At 74.3% G+C, this 18185-nt stretch carries 14 protein-coding genes; 9 read left to right on the plus strand and 5 right to left on the minus strand.

Annotation, left to right across the window (positions count from 1 at the left end):
* Positions 1–18 precede the first annotated feature (18 nt).
* A complete protein-coding gene (locus ACZ619_RS26260; RefSeq protein WP_469603538.1) occupies positions 19–753 on the minus strand; it encodes a CTP synthase C-terminal region-related (seleno)protein in 735 nt (244 codons plus the stop codon).
* Between the two features lie 87 nt (positions 754–840).
* Here ACZ619_RS26260 and ACZ619_RS26265 point away from each other — a divergent pair, with 87 nt between their 5' ends.
* From ACZ619_RS26265 to ACZ619_RS26280, 4 genes are all read left to right on the plus strand, one after another.
* Entirely contained in the window at positions 841–1725 is an 885-nt protein-coding gene (locus ACZ619_RS26265) for a LysR family transcriptional regulator (protein WP_469603541.1), read from the plus strand.
* 100 nt (positions 1726–1825) lie between these two features.
* Positions 1826–2422: a PDZ domain-containing protein gene (locus ACZ619_RS26270; protein WP_469603544.1), complete on the plus strand. Its 597-nt coding sequence runs from the start codon at positions 1826–1828 to the stop codon at positions 2420–2422.
* Positions 2423–2581: 159 nt separating this feature from the next.
* Positions 2582–3712 (plus strand): aminopeptidase P family protein, encoded by a 1131-nt coding sequence (locus tag ACZ619_RS26275; protein ID WP_469603547.1) that lies wholly within the window; start codon positions 2582–2584, stop codon positions 3710–3712.
* Positions 3713–3771: 59 nt separating this feature from the next.
* Positions 3772–4722, plus strand: coding sequence for an aminoglycoside phosphotransferase family protein (locus ACZ619_RS26280; protein ID WP_469603550.1), 951 nt, complete (start codon positions 3772–3774; stop codon positions 4720–4722).
* Positions 4723–4808: 86 nt separating this feature from the next.
* Here the strand turns inward: ACZ619_RS26280 and treZ are convergent, their stop codons facing one another.
* Positions 4809–6548 (minus strand): malto-oligosyltrehalose trehalohydrolase, encoded by a 1740-nt coding sequence (gene treZ, locus ACZ619_RS26285; protein ID WP_469603553.1) that lies wholly within the window; start codon positions 6546–6548, stop codon positions 4809–4811.
* A gap of 176 nt (positions 6549–6724) precedes the next feature.
* Here treZ and ACZ619_RS26290 point away from each other — a divergent pair, with 176 nt between their 5' ends.
* From ACZ619_RS26290 to ACZ619_RS26300, 3 genes are all read left to right on the plus strand, one after another.
* Positions 6725–7276, plus strand: a complete 552-nt coding sequence (locus tag ACZ619_RS26290) for an FHA domain-containing protein (RefSeq protein WP_469603556.1) — start codon at positions 6725–6727, stop codon at positions 7274–7276.
* 205 nt (positions 7277–7481) lie between these two features.
* On the plus strand, positions 7482–8849 hold the full coding sequence (locus ACZ619_RS26295) for a M14 family zinc carboxypeptidase (RefSeq protein WP_469603558.1): 1368 nt from the start codon (positions 7482–7484) through the stop codon (positions 8847–8849).
* Entirely contained in the window at positions 8846–9280 is a 435-nt protein-coding gene (locus ACZ619_RS26300) for an SSI family serine proteinase inhibitor (RefSeq protein ID WP_469603560.1), read from the plus strand. Before ACZ619_RS26295 ends, ACZ619_RS26300 begins: the two co-directional genes overlap by 4 nt.
* 262 nt (positions 9281–9542) lie before the next feature.
* Here the strand turns inward: ACZ619_RS26300 and ACZ619_RS26305 are convergent, their stop codons facing one another.
* The 3 genes from ACZ619_RS26305 to glgX all read right to left on the minus strand — a co-directional run bounded on the left by ACZ619_RS26305 (position 9543) and on the right by glgX (position 15673).
* On the minus strand, positions 9543–10793 hold the full coding sequence (locus ACZ619_RS26305) for a M14 family zinc carboxypeptidase (protein WP_469603562.1): 1251 nt from the start codon (positions 10791–10793) through the stop codon (positions 9543–9545).
* 271 nt (positions 10794–11064) lie between these two features.
* Positions 11065–13443 (minus strand): malto-oligosyltrehalose synthase, encoded by a 2379-nt coding sequence (gene treY, locus ACZ619_RS26310; protein ID WP_469603564.1) that lies wholly within the window; start codon positions 13441–13443, stop codon positions 11065–11067.
* 121 nt (positions 13444–13564) lie between these two features.
* Entirely contained in the window at positions 13565–15673 is a 2109-nt protein-coding gene (gene glgX / locus ACZ619_RS26315) for a glycogen debranching protein GlgX (RefSeq protein WP_469603566.1), read from the minus strand.
* A gap of 197 nt (positions 15674–15870) precedes the next feature.
* On the opposite strand from glgX, the gene ACZ619_RS26320 reads away from it, so the two are divergent.
* Entirely contained in the window at positions 15871–16695 is an 825-nt protein-coding gene (locus ACZ619_RS26320) for a Tat pathway signal sequence domain protein (protein ID WP_469603568.1), read from the plus strand.
* 70 nt (positions 16696–16765) lie between these two features.
* Entirely contained in the window at positions 16766–18082 is a 1317-nt protein-coding gene (locus tag ACZ619_RS26325; protein ID WP_469603570.1) for a copper amine oxidase, read from the plus strand.
* Positions 18083–18185 lie beyond the last annotated feature (103 nt).

An 18185-nucleotide genomic window follows, 5' to 3' on the forward strand; every position in this document is an offset into this window, starting at 1 on the left:
GGCCTTCGGCCCGTCGCCTCACACCGGCTGGCGCGCCCGGTCCGAGGCGTGCGCGACCGCCGCCCGGGCCAGGGCCCGCACCACCGGGTGCGGACGCGAGCCGTCGCCCGCCAGCTCCGGCTGGAAGAGCGTGGCCAGGAAGAACGGGTGACCGGGCAGTTCGGCGACGCGGACGTGGCCGTCCTCGTCGTGGCCCGACAGGCGCAGCCCGTGGGCGCTCAGCGTGTCGAGGTGACGGGTGGGGCCGTAGGAGCAGAAGTACCGCTCGACCGTGCGCCCCGAGCCGATCGCCGACTCGGCGAGCGTGCCCGGCTCCACGGTCACCACCGCCTCGTGCCCGACCAGCGAGCAGGCCAGCGGCTCGATGAGGAGGTCCTCGGCGTCCGGGTCGTTCTCGGCGTGCGCGACCCGGGTCAGGCCGCAGACGTTGCGGGCGTACTCCAGGAGCGCGTGCTGGAAACCCCCGCACGTGCCGAGGAAGGGGATGCCCTCCTCGCGCGCGGTGCGGATCGCCCGCAGCACCCCCGCCTCACTGCGGTACGGGCTGCCGGGGACCACCCACACCGCGTCGAAGCCGCGCACCGCGTCCTCGTCCTCGGCGTCCTCGGACGGGATCCAGTACGCGTCGAGGACCAGGCGGTCGCGCTCGGCGAGCGCGTCGAGGAGGAGCGGGACACGGGTGTGCGACACGACGTTGGGGGAGCGGTCCCCGACCAGGGCGAGGCGTGCGGTTCGGGCTGCGGAGTTCGTCATGCCCTCATCGTCGGCGCGACCCCTGGTTCACGTCCAACGATGATTACTGCACTCTCGATAAGCAGCCCTGATGGGATCCTGGACGGCATGGACCCGCACCTGCTCCGCACCTACGTCACCGTGGCCCGCCTGGCCTCCTTCTCCGAGGCCGCACGCGAGCTGGGCTACACCCAGTCCGCGGTCTCCCAGCACATCGCCGCCCTCGAACAGGACCTCGGCGCCCCCCTGCTCACCCGCCGCCCGGTGACCCCCACGGCGGCCGGCGAACGGCTCCTGGAGCACGCGGGCCCGCTGCTGCTGCGCCTGGACGCGGCCCGCGCGGACGTCGTACGGATGGCGGCCGCGCCCGCGCCCGGCCTGACGCTGGCCGCCACCCCGACCGCGCTCGGCCCCGCCGTCCTCGCCGCGCTCCCGGTCGCGGGCGTCACCCTGCGCGTCCTGCCCCGCGACGAGATCCCGGGCGCCGTCGCCACCGGCACCGCCGACCTGGGCCTGCTCGACGGCCTCGCCGCCCCCAGCGACCCGCTGCGCCTGCCCGACGTCGCCCCCCTGACCACCCACGGCGTCGACGAGGGCCCCGTCGCCGTACTGCTCCCCGCCGGACACCCCCTCGCCGGCCGCGCGGGACTGCGCCTCGCCGACCTCGCCGACGCCCGCTGGCTCGACGCCCCCGACGCGGCCCTGCCCCTGGCCCAGCTGCGCGCCGCGACCGGCGGCGGCGCCTTCCGCCCCGCCCTGCGCTGCACCGGCTCCGACGTCCGCACGCTCACCGCCCTCACCGCCGCCGGCCACGGCCTCACCCTGCTGCCCCGGCGCACCGCCACCGGCGTCCCCGGCACCGTCGCCGTACCGCTCACCGCGCCACGGCTCGTCCACCGGGTGGAACTGGTGTACGGCGGGACGCCCGCGGGAGCCGTCGCGGAGTTCGTGGCCCGCCTTCTCGACGGCCCGCCGGACGCGGACGAGGTCTGAGACTTCCGAGACCTCCCACCGCGGCGCCGGTCCCAGTCTCACTCGTTCGTGTCTCGTCGCGCCCGGGTCCGCCGGGTAGGGCTGGGGCTGGAGGCGAACCATGGAAGAGACCGCTTTTCGTCCCAGACCGATCCCCGGGCAGGACCACCGGGACGACCCCGACCCCGGCCCCGACACCTGCCCCGGCATCGGCCTCGACACCGGCGCCGGCCCCGGCCGCCGTCCGCACGCCGCGCGCCGCCGCGGGCACCGGACCGGGACCCTGCTGTGCGGCCTGCTCGCCGCCACGGTCCTGCTGCTCTGCGGGATCGGCCTGGGCACGGTGGGCGCCACCGTGATCGGCCTGAGCAGGCTCGCCGAACCGCGGCACCAGGCACCGCCGCAGGCATCCGGACCCGCCCCCTCCGGCACCCCCGCCCCCGCACCGCCGGCCGCCGCGACGCTGGGCGTGGAGGCGGCGGACGCGGCGAAGGTGGGAGCCGTGGTGGTCGGCGTCCACGTGCCAGGACCCGGCTACACGGCGGGCCTGGTCCGCGGCGACGTACTCCTCCAGCTCGGCGACACGAGAATCGACAGCGCCGCCGACCTGGTCCGCGCGGTGGCCGCGGCCGGCCCCGGCAAGGAGGCCAAGCTCACGGTGCGGCACGAGAGCGGCGGCTACCAGCAGCTGACGGTGGTCCCCGGCGTCGTCACCTGACCGCCGCCGACGACCACCGCCGACGACCGCCCCCCCGACGACCGCCCCCCGACGACCGCCCCCGAAAGGCAGGGCCCTTCCGCGCGAACCGGCTCGCGCGGCTCCGCCGCAACCGGCAGGATGCTCCAGGAGGCACCCTCACCCGCGCACGGAGGCCCGATGACCGGCACCACACCCGCCGCGCCCTTCACCGCCGACGACTACCGGGCCCGGATGACGCGCGCGGCCCGCACCGCCGCGGACGCCGGACTCGCGGGCCTCCTGATCGCCCCCGGCCCCGACATGGTGTGGCTCACCGGCTACACCCCCACCGCGGTCACCGAACGGCTCACCCTCCTCGTCCTGGCCCCCGGCAGGGACCCCGTGCTGGTCGTCCCCACCCTGGAGGCCCCCGACGCCGCGAAGTCCGAGGGCGCGGCCGCCCTGACCCTGCGGGACTGGACCGACGGCAAGGACCCCTACGCCGTCACCGCCGACCTGCTCGGCCACGAGGGGCGCTTCGGCATCAGCGACAACGCCTGGGCGATGCACCTGCTGGGCCTCCAGAAGACCCTCCCCGGCAGCTCGTACGCCTCCCTCACCGACGCGCTGCCCATGCTCCGCGCCGTGAAGGACGCGGCCGAGCTCGAACTCCTCGCCGCCGCCGGAGCGGCCGCCGACTCGGCGTTCGAGGAGATCCGCAAGGTCGCCTTCGCCGGCCGCCGCGAGTCCGACATCGGCCACGACCTCGCCGGCCTGCTGCGCCGCTTCGGCCACGAGCAGGTCGACTTCACCATCGTCGGCTCCGGCCCCAACGGCGCCAACCCGCACCACGAGGTCGGCGACCGGGTCGTCCAGGACGGCGACATGGTCGTCCTCGACTTCGGCGGCCTCAGGGACGGCTACGGCTCCGACACCACCCGCACCGTGCACGTGGGCCCGCCGAGCGCCGAGGAACGCGAGGTGCACGACATCGTGCGGGCCGCCCAGGAGGCCGGGTTCCGGGCCGTCCGCCCCGGCGCCGCCTGCCAGGACGTCGACCGCGCGGCCCGCGCGGTCATCGCCGACGCCGGCTACGGCGAGTTCTTCATCCACCGCACCGGCCACGGCATCGGCGTCACCACGCACGAGCCGCCGTACATGATCGAGGGGGAGGAGCAGCCCCTCGTGCCCGGGATGTGCTTCTCCGTGGAGCCCGGCATCTACCTGCCCGGCCGCTTCGGGGTGCGGATCGAGGACATCGTCACGGTGACCGGCGAGGGCGGACGCCGTCTGAACAACACCACCCGCGAGATGGTCATAGTGGGCTGACCCGGCCCCGGGAGAACCACCCCGACCCCATCCCTCCCCGAACGGCAACGGCGCGATCCATGACCCAGGCACCGACACCCACCGCGGACACGGTCCGCCGACTGGTCCGTTCGCTGCTCAAGGAGAGCACGGCCGGACCCCCGGGACCGGACGTCCGGCCCGTCGCCGAGGGCGGCGAGCACTCCACCTGGTGGGTGGGCACCCGCCATGTGCTGCGCCTCGCCCCCGACCGCGAGGCGGCCCTGCGCCAGCGCCGCGAACTGCGCCTGCGCGACCTGGTGCGCCCGCACCTGCCGGTCGCCGTCCCCACCAGCGTCGCGCACGGCGAGTGGGCGCCGGGGCTGACGTACACCCTGGACACCGCGATCCCCGGAGGCACGGCCGAGGAGCACGACGTCTCCGCGGTCGGCGAGGCCGACCTGGCCGGACTGCTCACCGGACTGCGCGAGGTGCCCGTACGGCAGGCCGAGACGCTCGGGGTGCCGCGCACCCCGCCCCGCTCCCTGGAGGCGCTGCGCCGCATGGCCGTGACCGCGGCCGAACGCCTCGCCGCCGCCGACGAGTTCGACCCCGCGCGGCTGCACCAGCTCACCCCGCCGGGCGCGGCCCAGCTCGCCGCGCAGCCGGGCGCCGCCGTGCTCGCCCACCACGACCTCAAGGGCGAGCACCTGGTGGTCAGCGCCGACGGCAGGGTGCGCGGGGTCCTCGACTGGACCGGCACGGCGGTGGGCGACCCCGCCGAGGACATCGCCGGGCTCGCGCTCGCGGTCGGCTCCGGCGCCGCCGTCCGCGCGGCCACCCTCGCCGGCTACGGCGCCCGCCCCTGCCTGCGCGGCCTGTGGCTGGCCCGCTGCGACACCGTCCTGCGCCTCGCCGACCGGCTGGAGGGCCGCGACGACAGCCCCCTGCCGCTGCTCCGCACCCAGCTGCGGCGCGCCTGGGAGGCGATCCTGCTGGAGCGCGTCACCGAACTGCGCGAGGACGACGCCGAGGACGGCGGTGATCCCTAGGTGTATTGCCCTGTGAGGTTGGGGACGCACGCTCGCCCAGGTCTACCGGCCCGCAGGGTCGACGGCGCCCTGGCCGGCGCCCGTGCTCACTCCTGGGTCAGCACCGCACAGGACTCGCCCGGCACCCGCAGCACCCCGTCCGGACCCGGTTCCCCGACCGGGTCCCAGGCGGCCAGCACCCGGCCGGTGCCGACCGGGATGGCGGCCGGCCGCGTGCCGAGGTTCACCGCGACCCGCACGTCCCCGCGCCGGAACGCCAGCCAGCGCGCCCCCTCGTCGTACACCACCTTGGTGTCGGCCAGGTCGGGATCGGTGAGGTCGGGCTGCTCGTGGCGCAGCGCGATCAGCCTGCGGTACCAGGCCAGCACGCGCGCGTGCGGCTCACGGCCCGGCTCCGACCAGTCCAGGCAGGACCGCTCCCGGGTCGCCGGGTCCTGCGGGTCCGGCACGTCCTCCTCGGCCCAGCCGTGCGCCGCGAACTCCCGCCGCCTGCCCCGCCGTACGGCGTCGGCCAGGTCCGGGTCGGTGTGGTCGGTGAAGAACTGCCAGGGGGTGCCGGCCGCCCACTCCTCGCCCATGAACAGCATCGGCGTGAACGGCGCGGTCAGGGTCAGCGTGGCCGCGCAGGCCAGCAGGCCCGGGGCGAGCGTCGCCGAGAGGCGGTCGCCCTGGGCGCGGTTGCCGACCTGGTCGTGGGTCTGGGAGTAGCCGAGCAGCCGGTGCCCGGCCACCCGCGCGCGGTCCAGCGGGCGGCCGTGGCGGCGGCCCCGGAAGCTGGAGTACGTGCCGTCGTGGAAGTAGCCCCCGGTGAGGGTCCTGGCGAGGGCGGCGAGGGGGGCGCGTCCGAAGTCCGCGTAGTAGCCCTGGGACTCGCCGGTCAGCGCGGTGTGCAGGGCGTGGTGGAAGTCGTCGTTCCACTGCGCGTCCAGGCCCAGCCCGTGCTCCGCGCGCGGGGTGATGACCCGCGGGTCGTTCAGATCGGACTCGCCGACGAGGAACAGCGGCAGCCCCGACTCGGCGGCCAGGCCGGCGACGGCCGCCGACAGCTCCTCCAGGAAGTGGCACGCGCGCGTGTCGCGCAGCGCGTGCACCGCGTCCAGCCGCAGCCCGTCGATCCGGTAGTCGCGCAGCCAGGACAGCGCGCTGCCCACCAGGTACGCGCGCACTTCGTCCGAGCCGGGCGCGTCCAGGTTGACGGCCGCGCCCCAGGGCGTGTGGTGCGTCTCGGTGAAGTACGGGCCGAACGCGGGCAGGTGGTTGCCCGACGGGCCGAGGTGGTTGTGGACGACGTCCAGGACGACCCCGAGGCCCAGTCCGTGCGCGGTGTCGACAAACCGTTTCAGGGCCCCGGGCCCGCCGTAGGGCTCGTGCACCGCCCACAGCGAGACCCCCTCGTACCCCCAGCCGTGCCGGCCGGGGAACGGGCACAGCGGCATCAACTCGACATGGGTGACGCCCAGTTCCACCAGGTGCTCCAGGCGCGCCGCGGCCGCGTCCAGGGTGCCCTCGGGGGTGTACGTGCCCACGTGCAGCTCGTAGAGGACCGCGCCCGGCAGCGGGCGTCCCGGCCAGGCGGCGGTCCACCGGTGACGCCCGTGGTCGACGACCGCGCTGAGCCCGTCCGGCCCGTCCGGCTGGCGGCGCGAACGCGGGTCGGGGAGCACCGGACCGTCGTCCGGCGCGAACCCGTACCGTGTGCCGTCCTCGGCCTCCGCCTCCCCGGCCCACCAGCCGGGCCGTCGCGGATCGCGCTCCAACGCGCGCGTGGCACCACCGCAGTGGAGCGTCACACGGTCTGCCTGCGGTGCCCACACCTCGAACTGCACGGACGGTTCCCCTTCGTCTGGCTCATCGTGAGGTAGTCCGTCCATCGTGCCGCGAAAAGCGATCAGTCCGCTTTGAATCCGGGCTTTCCCGGCGGGTGTCGCCGTACGTATGCGTGCGGGACGGCCGTTTCCCCGTTTCCTGGACACCCGGGGTTCACTGACCGAGAATCAGCTGCGTGACGTCGTCTTTCGAGTTCAACACCTACCCCGCGCGGCTGTCCGACGCCGATCGCGACAAGGCGCTGAGCCGCCTGCGGGACGGCGTCGCCATGGGACGGCTGTCGCACGACACGTTCGTGCGCCGCATGGAGCTGGCGCTCGCCGCCCGGCGTGTGGACGAACTCGCCGTGCTCACCGCCGACCTGCCCCAGGAGAACCGCTTCGCGCGCGTGCTCTTCGGGACCGTCGAGGCCGTCTCCGGGTTCACCGTGCGGCTGCGCCGGGCCTGGCAGGCCGAGCGGCTGCCCAAGCTGCTGCTGCCGCATCCGGGCAACGAGTACCCGCTGCGCATCGGCCGCGACCCCGCCAACGGGCTGCGGCTCAACCACGAGACGGTCTCCCGGGTGCACGCCGAACTCCGCCACCAGGGCGGCATGTGGATCCTCCGGGACCTCGGCTCCACCAACGGCACCACCGTGAACGGCCGCCGGGTCACCGGCGCGGCCGTGGTCCGCGAGGGCGACCAGATCGGCTTCGGCCGGATGTCCTTCCGGCTGGCGAACGGCTGACCCGGTCGCGTGCGTCGGCCGCGCGCGGGGGTCACCGGCCCGGTCCCTCGCGGGGGTCACCGGCCCGGTCCCTCGCGGGGGTCACCGGCCCGGCCCCTCGCGGGGGTGGCCGAAAAGTGTTTGTCCGTCGTGGTGTTGACGTACCCCCGCAGTCGTGACTGACTGTGTGTGCGCCATGTGCGTCATGTGAAGCGACGGCACCGCATTGTGGAGGTGTGTTCTGCCGCCACTCCTTCGCTACCCGTCCGTCGACGAACTGGCCTCCCGAGCGGCCGCGCTGGTCGCCGACCGTCCCCGGGACGCCCGGCTGCGCAGGGTCGGGACCTCCCGCGCGGGCACCCCGATGTGGCTGCTTTCCATCGGTCACGGCAGCCGTCACGCCCTGGTCGTCGCCGGCCCGCACGCCAACGAACCCGTCGGCGGGGCCACCGTGCTGCGGCTGGCCGGCCGGATCCTCGCCGACCGCCGGCTCACCGAGGACGCCGACACCACCTGGAACCTGCTGCTGTGCCTGGACCCGGACGGCTCGCGCCGCAACGAGGGCTGGCTCTTTGGGCCCTACACCCTCGGCCACTACTTCCGGAACTTCTTCCGGCCCGGCTTCCTGGAGCAGCCCGAGTGGCTGCCCGACGGGGCGGCCGCCGCCGCGCTGCCCGAGACCCGCGCCCTGCTCGACGTCCAGGACGAACTGCGGCCCTTCCTCCAGTGCTCGCTGCACGGCGTCGACGTCGGCGGCGGCTTCGTCGAGCTGACCCGCGACCTGCCGGGCCTCGCCCAGCGCGTCGCGCACACCGCGAACCGGCTCGGCGTCCCCCGCGAACTCGGCGCCTACGACACCCTCTACTGGCCCACCCTGGGCCCCGCCGTCTACCGCGTCCCGCCGCCGCGCCGGGGGGACCTGGCCGCCGCCATCACCGAGGCGGCCGTCGAGTCCACCTGGTTCCACCCGCACCGGCACGGCACCGTCACCGCCATCGTCGAGGCCCCCATGTGGGGCGTGGCCGCCGTCCAGGACGGCGCCCCGCCCGCCGACCGGGACGCGGCGCTGCGCGCCCTCAGCCGCTCCCTGCGGCGTGACACCGCCCTCCTGGAGGACGTCCTGGCCCGGGTCAGGACCCAGCTGTCCGGTGCGCCGGACGCGGCCCGGCTGCTCGCGCCGGTCGACGACTACCTGCTGGTCTGCCCCGGCCTCGCCGACGCCTGGGACCCCGGCACCGACGCCGCCAGCGCCCGCCCGCTGCCCCCGCTCAGCACCGCCCACCTGGCCTCCCTGGCCATCGCCGGGCGCCGGCTGGCCCTGCGCACCGCCGGGCTGCTGCACCAGCTGCTGCGCAGCACCGGGCACGACCCCGCCGGCGCCCTGCCCGACCTGGACCGGCTCATCGACACCTGGTGCGCGGACTACCACGACACCCTCGGCGCGGTCTGGATCCCGGTCGCACGTCAGGCCGAGTACCAGGCACGGGTGGTTCTCGGCGCCTTCGAGCTGGCGCACCGCCACGCGCGCGTGCGTGCCCGTTCGGGTGAGCCGGGGTGGGGGGCCGGGGCGGCCGTGCCGATGCACAGGGAATGAACCGTCTCAGCAGAGCGACAGCGGCCGGCGGCGCCCTCCTGGCCGCCGCTGCCCTCCCGGCCGCCGCCGGTCTCCTCGCCGCCGGCCCGGCCCAGGCCGCGCCCGCCGCCGCGCACAGCGGCGACCACCTCTACCTGACCGTCACCAGGGGCGACACCCGCACCGCCGGCACACGCGGCACGCTGCTGCTGTGCGACCCGCCCCAGGGACACTCCCGCGCGGCCGAGGCCTGCGCCGAACTCGACGCGGTGGGCGGCGACATCACGCGGATCACCCCGCCCGAGGGCGCGATCTGCCCGATGGTCTACGCCCCGGTGACCGCCCAGGCGCGCGGGGAGTGGAACGGCCGGCCGATCGAGTACCGCGAGACGTTCTCGAACTCCTGCGAGCTGGCGGCCCGCACCGGACCGGTCTTCGCCCTCGACGGCTGACCCGGGACGGCGCGCGGCCCCGCCCTCAGGCCCCCGACCACGGGCATGCAGACCCTCACACCGCGCCGGCCTTCAGGCGGCCCTGTCATGGGCGTGCCGGTCATCATGCCGCCCGGTCGCGGGCGTGCAGGGCCTCACGCCGCCCGGTAACGAGCGTGCACGCTCTCATGCCGACGGTCGCGGGCCTGCCGGTTCTCATGCCGTCGTGTCACGTCGCGGGCCCGCCGGCTCTCGTGCCGCCCGGTCGCGGGCCCGTCGGGCCTCATGCCGCCCGGTCGCGGGCGTGCCGGGCGGCTGCCAGTACCGTTCTGGACTGGTGCTCCACCTGGTGCTCGACCGGTACCCAGCGGGCCCGGAAACGCTCCGCGAAGGCGTCGCACCAGCAGGCCACCAGCTGCTCCAGCGCGGGCGCCGCGCGGTCGTCGGCCTCCCGCAGCACCCGCAGCAGCATCGACGCCGCCCGCAGCGGCAGCCGCCGCCCGAAGGCGTCCACGCTGCCGATGTACGCCATCGTGGTGTCGATGGGCTGCCGCTGGACCCAGTCGTCGGCCAGGCCGGGGATCAGCGCCAGCGCCCAGCGGGCCGCCCGCAGCAGCGGCCCGTCCAGGTCCTCCAGCCGGGGCAGCGCCTCGGCCAGCACCCGCTCCACCTCCCGGGAGTCCCGCAGCAGCCGGCGCGCCAGCCGCCGCATCGCCGCCGCCGGCGCCGGATGCGGCGCCGGGTCGTCCACCAGGTCGCTCGCCCACATCGGCACCTCGACCACCGCCGTCAGACCGCCGTAGCGGTGCGCGTGGTACCAGGTGCTGTGCCGCGCGTCGTCCGGCATGCTCGGGTACGCCACCCCGGAGCCGGGGCCCGGCATCACCCGGACCCCCGGCCCCGAGGCGGGCCAGCCCGCGGCGTCCGAGGCGCCGGTCTCCACCGGGATGTGCAGCTCCGCCGCGGACTTGGCGAACGGCTCGGCGAGCCCCGGCACGTCCTTCGTCAACTGCACCCAGCTGCCGCCCAGATCGGTGCCGTGCAGCGTCACCTGGAGGTAGGGGCGCAGTTCGTCGATCACCCCGAGCAGGGCCCGGGTCTCGGGCGGCAGCCGGTCCGGCGGCAGCACCGAGGGCGACCACTCCGGCTGCTCGGGGCCCGAGGGGCGGTAGAAGCCGAGGTGGTAGTCGAACAGGCTGCGCGGTGCCGGGGTGACGTGCAGGCTCGCCCCGTCCGGGTCCGCGCACAGCAGGAAGTGCCACGAGGTCTCGGCCCGCAACTCCCGGGTGTGCACCACCCGTTCGGCCAGCGCCTGGAGCGTGCCGCCCCCGGTCGGTTCATTGGCATGGGCACCCGCGACCACCAGCACCGCCCGCCGGGCGTGCCCCACGGACAGCAGGTGCAGCGGTCTGCCCCCGCGAGAGACGCCGATCTCCCGCAACTGGCACAGGCCGGGCCGGTGAGCGGCCAACGCCCGGACGGTTGCGACCAGTTCGGGAACACTGGGGTAACGCAGCTCCGGCAGGAGACTCACCCCCGACTTGTCCGCCCGGCTTCGCTTTCCCCAGTCCCGCACGGCATAGGTGAACTGTCAAGAACCTCCCGGAATCTCCCGGGGAGGCTCCCGGGGGCGCCCGGGGGCATGTCCGGCCGGGCGGCCGGACCACGGGCGCCGAGCGGGTCGCGAAGCCAATTCGGGGCGCGGAACGGCTCCGCGCGCCTTGTACGGACGCGGTCCGCGCCCGGTGAGTTTCGGCAACCCCCGACCCGGCCCCACAATTCACTCGTACGAGTGAACGTGTCTCTCAGTCCCGGTCGCCCACCCGCTCCAGCAGGGCCACCGGTGTCCCCTCGAAGAGCCCGGCCACCCGCGCGTGCCCGGTGAACTCCCGCCCCGGTGCCAGCACGTCGGCCCACCGGCCCGGCGGCAGCGGCAGGACCGTGTCCCCCCAGCCGCCCGCCGCCGCCAGCCGCAGCGACAGCCTCGTCACCGCCGTGACCACCTCCCCGGACCGCGCGAACGCCAGGCAGTGCGCCGCGGCCGGCCCCTCGGCGGCCAACGGCGCATACGTCGCCGCGTCCCCGAAGACGTCGGGCCGCCGGGCCCGCAGCCGCAGCGCCGCCGCCGTCACCGCGTCCTTCTCGCCCGGGCGCGCGGGCGGGAACGCGACCGGCCGCCGGTTGTCCGGGTCCACCAACGCCCGGTACTCGCCCTCCGTGCCCTGGTAGACGTCCGGCACACCCGGCATCGTCAGATGCACCAGGGCCGCGCCGAGCACGTTCGCCCGGACCCGGTCGGCCAGGGAGTCCCGGAAGGCCGCCACGCGCTCTCCCGGCGCCCCGCACGGGCCCGCCGCGACGAACGAGGCCACCGCCTCCTCGTACGGCGGCTCCTGCTCCGTCCAGCTCGTGAACAGGCCCGCCTCCCGCACGTGCTTCAGCAGCGCCCCCCGCACCCGCTCCGGGTCCGCCGGGCCGAGCCCGAACACCGTCTGCCAGGCCGCCCAGGCCAGCTGCGCGTCCGCCCCGCCCGCCCCGTCTGCCTCATCCGCCCCGTCCGCTCCCTCCAGGGTCAGCTCGGCGAGCAGGTCCGCCCAGCGCTCCGGGCACTCCGTCAGCACCGCCAGCGCCGCCCGCACATCGGCGCTGCGCTTGGTGTCGTGCGTCGTCACCACCGTCCCGGTGAGCGGCCAGTCGCGCTGCACGCGCGCGCAGTACGCGTGGAAGCCGTCCGGGGAGACACCCGGGCTGCCGGGGTCGCCGCCGACCTCGGTCGTCGACAGCAGCGGCACGTAGCGGTAGAACGCCGTGTCCTCCACGGACTTCGCGCGCAGCGCCGAGGCGGTCTGCGCGAACCGCGCCCGGAGCTCCGCGGGCCCCGGCCCGTCGACCGCCGTCAGCAGCCCGCGCACCACGTCCACCGCCTCGCCCTCCGCGGCCACCGCGAAGGCCCGCCGGGCCTCCTCCGCGGCCCCCTCGGTGACCACGGCGGCCACGTCAGCGGCGTTGTACGGCCGGTACACCCGCATCCGCACCAGCAGCTCCCGCAGCGCCGTGCGCAGCGCCCAGGGCGCCCGGTCGCGCAGTGCCGGGTCCGGCGACGACGCGCACACGCGCGTGGCCACCCGCGTCAGCCGGTCCGTCTCGGCCGCCAGCTCGTGCGTGAGCACCTGGTACGCCGCCCGCCGCACCGTCGCCTCCCAGTCACCTCCCCGGTCCGCCCGCGGCGCCGCGAACCCCCGGTACCGGTCGAGCAGTTCGGCGGCGCCCGCGGGGTCCGTGAACACGCCGTCCACGTGCCGCAGCGCGTCGTACCCGGTGGTGCCGGCGACCTGCCAGCCGGCCGGCAGTTCCTCACCGTCGGCGAGGATCTTCTCCACGACCGTCCAGCGCCCGCCGGTCGCCTCGTGCAGCCGCGCGAGATAGCCGTCGGGGTCGGCGAGCCCGTCGGGATGGTCGACGCGCAGCCCGTCCACCACGCCCTCGTGCAGCAGCTGGAGGATCTTGCCGTGGGTGGCCTCGAACACCGCCGGGTCCTCCACCCGCACCCCGATCAGCTCCGAGACGCTGAAGAACCGCCGGTAGTTCAGCTCGGTACGGGCCAGCCGCCACCACACCGGCCGGTACCACTGGGCGTCCAGCAGCTCCGGCAGGGGCAGCCCCGCGGTGCCCTCGCGGAGCGGGAAGGCGTGCTCGTGGTAGCGCAGCACGTCACCGTCGGCCACGAGCTGACCGAGCACGTCGCCGACCGGCCCGCCGAGCACCGGCAGCAGCAGCTGCCCGCCCCCCGCCTCCCAGTCGACGTCGAACCAGCGCGCGTACGGCGACTCGGGGCCCGCCCGCAGCACCTCCCACAGGGCGTGGTTGTGCCGGGGGGACATGGCCATGTGGTTCGGGACGATGTCGACGACCAGGCCGAGGCCGTGGTCCCGCGCGGTGCGCGCGAGCGCCCGCAGTCCCTCCTCGCCGCCGAGTTCCTCGCGCACGCGCGCGTGGTCGACGACGTCGTAGCCGTGGGCGGAGCCGGGGACGGCCTCCAGCACGGGGGAGAGGTGGAGGTGGGAGACGCCGAGCGAGGCGAGGTAGGGCACGGCGGAGGCGGCTGCCGAGAAGGGGAAGCCGGGCTGGAGCTGCAGTCGGTAGGTGGCGGTCGGCACGGCGGGGGCGGTTTGCTCGGCTGTCATGCGGACGTATGTACCCCGCCGGCCGGGTTGTCTGTCACGGTGCGGGCCGATGGGGGCCGGCCGCGCCCACGCGGCGGCGGCCGCGCGTCGAACGCGGCCCCGCGCCCCTGCCGGGGCGCCGCTACGCCGGCCTTTTCAGGACGCTCAGGCTCCGGCTCACCAGTGTCAGCCGGGTCCCCGCGTCCACCTTCGAACCCGGGGGCACCCCCTCGGCGCGGGCCGTGTCGACCACCGCCTCCCACTGCCGGCCGTGGTTGACCGGCACCACGAAGTCCAGCGGGTCCGGCGACGCGTTGAACATCAACAGGAACGAGTCGTCGGCGATGCGTTCGCCGCGCGGGCCCGGTTCCGAGATCGCGTTGCCGTTGAGGAACACCGTCAGCGCCGACGCCTGGGCCGAGTCCCAGTCGTGCTGGGTCATCTCGTGGCCCTCGGGGGTGAACCAGGCGATGTCGGAGAGCTCGTCGTGGGTGCCCTCCACCGGGCGGCCGTGGAAGAAGCGGCGGCGCCGGAACACGGGGTGCTTCCTGCGCAGCCGGGCCATCGCGCGCGTGAAGGCCGGCAGGCCGTCGGTGTCCTCGGGGTCGGGCCACTCCACCCAGGCGACCTCGTTGTCCTGGCAGTAGGCGTTGTTGTTGCCCCGCTGGGTGCGCGCGAACTCGTCGCCGTGGCCGATCATCGGCACGCCCTGGGAGAGCATCAGCGTGGCGACGAAGTTGCGCATCTGGCGGTCGCGCAGTTCGAGGACCGCCGGGTCGTCGGTGGGGCCCTCGACCCCGCAGTTCCAGGAGCGGTTGTGGCTCTCGCCGTCCCGGTTGTCCTCGCCGTTGGCCGCGTTGTGCTTGTCGTCGTACGCCACCAGGTCGTGCAGGGTGAACCCGTCGTGGCAGGTCACGAAGTTGATGGAGGCCAGCGGGCGGCGGCCGTCGTCCTGGTAGAGGTCGGAGGAGCCGGTCAGCCGGGACGCGAACTCCGCCAGCGCGCGCGGCTCGCCCCGCCACAGGTCGCGCACGGTGTCGCGGTACTTGCCGTTCCACTCGGTCCACAGCGGCGGGAAGTTGCCCACCTGGTAGCCGCCCTCGCCCACGTCCCAGGGCTCGGCGATCAGCTTCACCTGGGAGACCACCGGGTCCTGCTGCACCAGGTCGAAGAACGACGACAGCCGGTCCACCTCGTGGAACTGCCGGGCCAGGGTCGCCGCGAGGTCGAAGCGGAAGCCGTCGACGTGCATCTCGGTGACCCAGTACCGCAGCGAGTCCATGATCATCTGGAGCACGTGGGGCGAGCGCATCAGCAGGGAGTTGCCGGTGCCGGTGGTGTCCATGTAGTAGCGCGGGTCGTCCGTCAGGCGGTAGTACGACTGGTTGTCCAGGCCGCGGAAGGACAGGGTCGGGCCCAGGTGGTTGCCCTCGGCGGTGTGGTTGTAGACGACGTCCAGGATCACCTCGATCCCGGCCTCGTGCAGCGCCCGGACCGCCGACTTGAACTCCAGGACCTGCTGGCCGCGGTCGCCCCAGGAGGCGTAGGCGTTGTGCGGGGCGAAGAAGCCGATCGTGTTGTAGCCCCAGTAGTTGTTCAGGCCCATGTCGACCAGCCGGTGGTCGTTCACGAACTGGTGGACCGGCATCAGCTCCAGGGCCGTGACGCCCAGCTCCGTCAGGTGGCCGATGACGGCCGGGTGGGCGAGGCCCGCGTAGGTGCCGCGCAGCTCCTCCGGGAGGCCCGGGTGGCGCATGGTCAGGCCCTTGACATGGGCCTCGTAGATCACCGTGTGGTGGTACTCGGTGCCGGGCCGCCGGTCGTCGCCCCAGTCGAAGTACGGGTTGATCACCACCGAGGCCATGGTGTGCGGCGCCGAGTCCAGGTCGTTGCGTCTGTCGGGCTCGCCGAAGTGGTAGCCGTACACCTCCTCGCCCCAGCGCACCGAACCGCTGACCGCCTTCGCGTACGGGTCGAGCAGCAGCTTCGCGGAGTTGCAGCGCCGGCCGCGTCCGGGGTCGTACGGTCCGTGTGCCCGGAAGCCGTACCGCTGGCCGGGCATCACGCCCGGCAGGTACGCGTGCCGCACGAAGGCGTCGCTCTCCCGCAGCTCCACCGCCGTCTCCGAGCCGTCGTCGTGCAGCAGACAGAGCTCCACACGGTCCGCGGCCTCCGTGAACACCGCGAAGTTGGTTCCCGCGCCGTCGTACGTGGCGCCGAGCGGATACGCCTCTCCAGGCCAGACCTGCATGAAGTCGACTCTTCCAGGTGGGTGCCGCGCCCGGGGGCGCCTTGGTCATGAGTCTGCCCGAAAGTCGTGGAACCCCTGCCGACTTACGCCCCTCTTACCCGGCGACCGGAGCACACGGAGACCCATGTGGTGATGTGTGCCGAACCAGTGGGGCAGACACGTACTCCCTGTGCCAGAAGGGGGAGTAGGGGGAAGATGTGCGCAAGACAGTGCACCGCCATCTGGGCAAGGTGATGGCCGGTGCGGGACTGGCGGTGGCGGGGACCGCGGTGATGGTCGGGATCACCCTGCCGGGTACGGCCGGGGCGGACGAGACGGAGGGGAACGACGGGACCGGCGCCGTCGCCGCGCAGCAGGCGGACGGGGCGGGGCAGGGGCGGGACGCCGTCCTGCCGGGCGTGGTGGAAGAGGCGCCCGCCGAGGGGAAGAAGGGCACGGGCAGCGACCCGCTGACCGACGACGAGACCAGGCGCGTCGAACAACTCGCTCTGACCAAGCAGATGTTCGACGCCGGGGAGAACGTCGAGGGAGCCCGCGGCCCGGAGCGGATCAGCGTCGACCTCGCCGAGCCGGACGCGGACGAGCTGGACAGCGCGGACGCGCCGCGCCGCGCGGACGTCACGTTCTACGACTACCGGGACGACACCCTGGTCACCCGGACCGTCGACCTCGACACCGGCAGGGTCGAGCGGACCACCAGCCGGCGGGGCGTCCAGCCGCCGCTCAGTCACGACGAGAACGTCGAGGCCCTCCAGCTGCTCGTCGCCGACCCGCTCGGGGCCGGCCTCAAGGCGGACTTCAAGGACGCGACGGGCCAGGAGCTGACCGACCCCGAGCAGCAGCTGCTGCTCAACAGCGCGGTGTTCCGCGCCACCGCGGGCGTCCGGCCCGCGTCGCTCGGCGAGTGCGGTGCGCACCGCTGCGTGCGGCTCTTCCCGAAGGTGAGGAACGGGCCCTGGATCGACGCCCGTTCGCTGATCGTCGACCTCAGCGCGCGCAAGGTCGTGAAGCTCGGCCGCTGAGCCGGATTCCGCTGTGCCGGACTCCGGCACCTCTCCACTCCTTACCTCCCGCACCAGGAGTCACTTCGTCATGCACCCGAACAGAATCCGCCGTGCCCGCAGGACGGCCGCCGTCGGCCTGTCCGTGGCCGCGCTGGCGGCCGGCGCCACCACCGCGGCCGGACCCGCCGCCGCCCAGCCGAAGCGGGCCGCCGCGGCAGCCGCCGACTGCTCCGCCGCCTACCGCATCCAGCAGAAGCTCTCCACCGGCACCACCTGGCGGATGTGCTGGCGCTACGACAGCAAGGCCGGACTGGTCCTGGAGCACATCTCCTACCAGCCCAAGGGGGAGTCCGCCCCCATCAAGGTCCTCTCCAGCGCCCGGCTCGCCCAGATCGACGTCCCCTACGACGACGGCAGCGTCGAGTACGACGACCTGACCGGCTTCGGCTTCGCCCAGGGCCTGGTGCCGCTCGCCTCGGCCGAGTGTCCGGGCGGGACCATCAGGACGGTCAAGGTCCCGGACGCCTGGGACCCGGACCACCCCAACGTCAACGGCCTGTGCACCACCACCCGTTCGCGTGGACACGCGTACCGGATGCAGGCCGACACCGGCAACCGCGTATACCAGCGGCAGGGCAAGGACCTGCTCGTCTACACCGTCAACAAGGTCGGCTGGTACGAGTACATGACCGAGTGGCGGTTCCAGGACGACGGCACGGTCAACATGAACGTCGGTGCCACCGGCAGCCTTTCACCCGGTGACTACGACGCCGGCGACGGCCGCGGCTGGCCGATCGGCAAGGGCGCCCACGCGTACGCCACCAGCCACAGCCACAACGTCTTCTGGAAGCTCGACTTCGACCTCGACGGCTCCTCCAGGAGCCGTGTCGAGCAGTACGACTCGGTGGTCAGCGCGCCGGCCCGGGGCCAGGAGGCACCGACCAACAGGACCACCCGCACCAAGGTCACCAGGGAACTCGCCGGGAACTCCAGGAACATGCGCTGGTGGCGCGTGGTCAGCACGGCGGGCAAGAACAAGGACGGGCACGCCCGTTCGTACGAGATCGTCCAGGGCGCCACCAACAAGTACCCGGGTCACGGTTTCACCAAGCACGACGTCTACTTCACGCAGTACGACAAGTGCGAGCAGTTCGCCAGCAACAACCCCGGCTGCGCGAGCGGTCACCCCAGGACCGTCGACAAGTGGGTCGACGGACAGACCCTCACCAACCCCGTGGTCTGGGTGAACGTCGGTTTCCACCACATCGCGCGCGACGAGGACCAGCAGCCGATGCCGGTCCACTGGCAGGGCTTCTCCATCGCCCCGCGTGACGTGACCGCTATGAATCCGCTCACTCCGGCCGCCCTTGCTGATCAGAACGGACAGTCCGGAAACGGTAGTTGAGAAACGACCCTGTCCATCCGGCTGCACCGCCGACCGCTCCCGGAGTACCCTTCCTTGATCGTTGGCATGGGGAGAGCTCGGGGGAGCGGAAGGCGGTGCACGG

It is taken from the genome of Streptomyces sp. NPDC104367 (genome assembly GCF_055583825.1).

Coding starts and splice junctions, on each gene's coding strand:
- ACZ619_RS26260 (WP_469603538.1), bottom strand. CDS start 753: ATGACGAACTCCGCAGCCCGAACCGCACGCCTCGCCCTGGTCGGGGAC.
- ACZ619_RS26265 (WP_469603541.1), top strand. CDS start 841: ATGGACCCGCACCTGCTCCGCACCTACGTCACCGTGGCCCGCCTGGCC.
- ACZ619_RS26270 (WP_469603544.1), top strand. CDS start 1,826: ATGGAAGAGACCGCTTTTCGTCCCAGACCGATCCCCGGGCAGGACCAC.
- ACZ619_RS26275 (WP_469603547.1), top strand. CDS start 2,582: ATGACCGGCACCACACCCGCCGCGCCCTTCACCGCCGACGACTACCGG.
- ACZ619_RS26280 (WP_469603550.1), top strand. CDS start 3,772: ATGACCCAGGCACCGACACCCACCGCGGACACGGTCCGCCGACTGGTC.
- ACZ619_RS26300 (WP_469603560.1), top strand. CDS start 8,846: ATGAACCGTCTCAGCAGAGCGACAGCGGCCGGCGGCGCCCTCCTGGCC.
- treY (WP_469603564.1), bottom strand. CDS start 13,443: ATGACAGCCGAGCAAACCGCCCCCGCCGTGCCGACCGCCACCTACCGA.
- glgX (WP_469603566.1), bottom strand. CDS start 15,673: ATGCAGGTCTGGCCTGGAGAGGCGTATCCGCTCGGCGCCACGTACGAC.
- ACZ619_RS26325 (WP_469603570.1), top strand. CDS start 16,766: ATGCACCCGAACAGAATCCGCCGTGCCCGCAGGACGGCCGCCGTCGGC.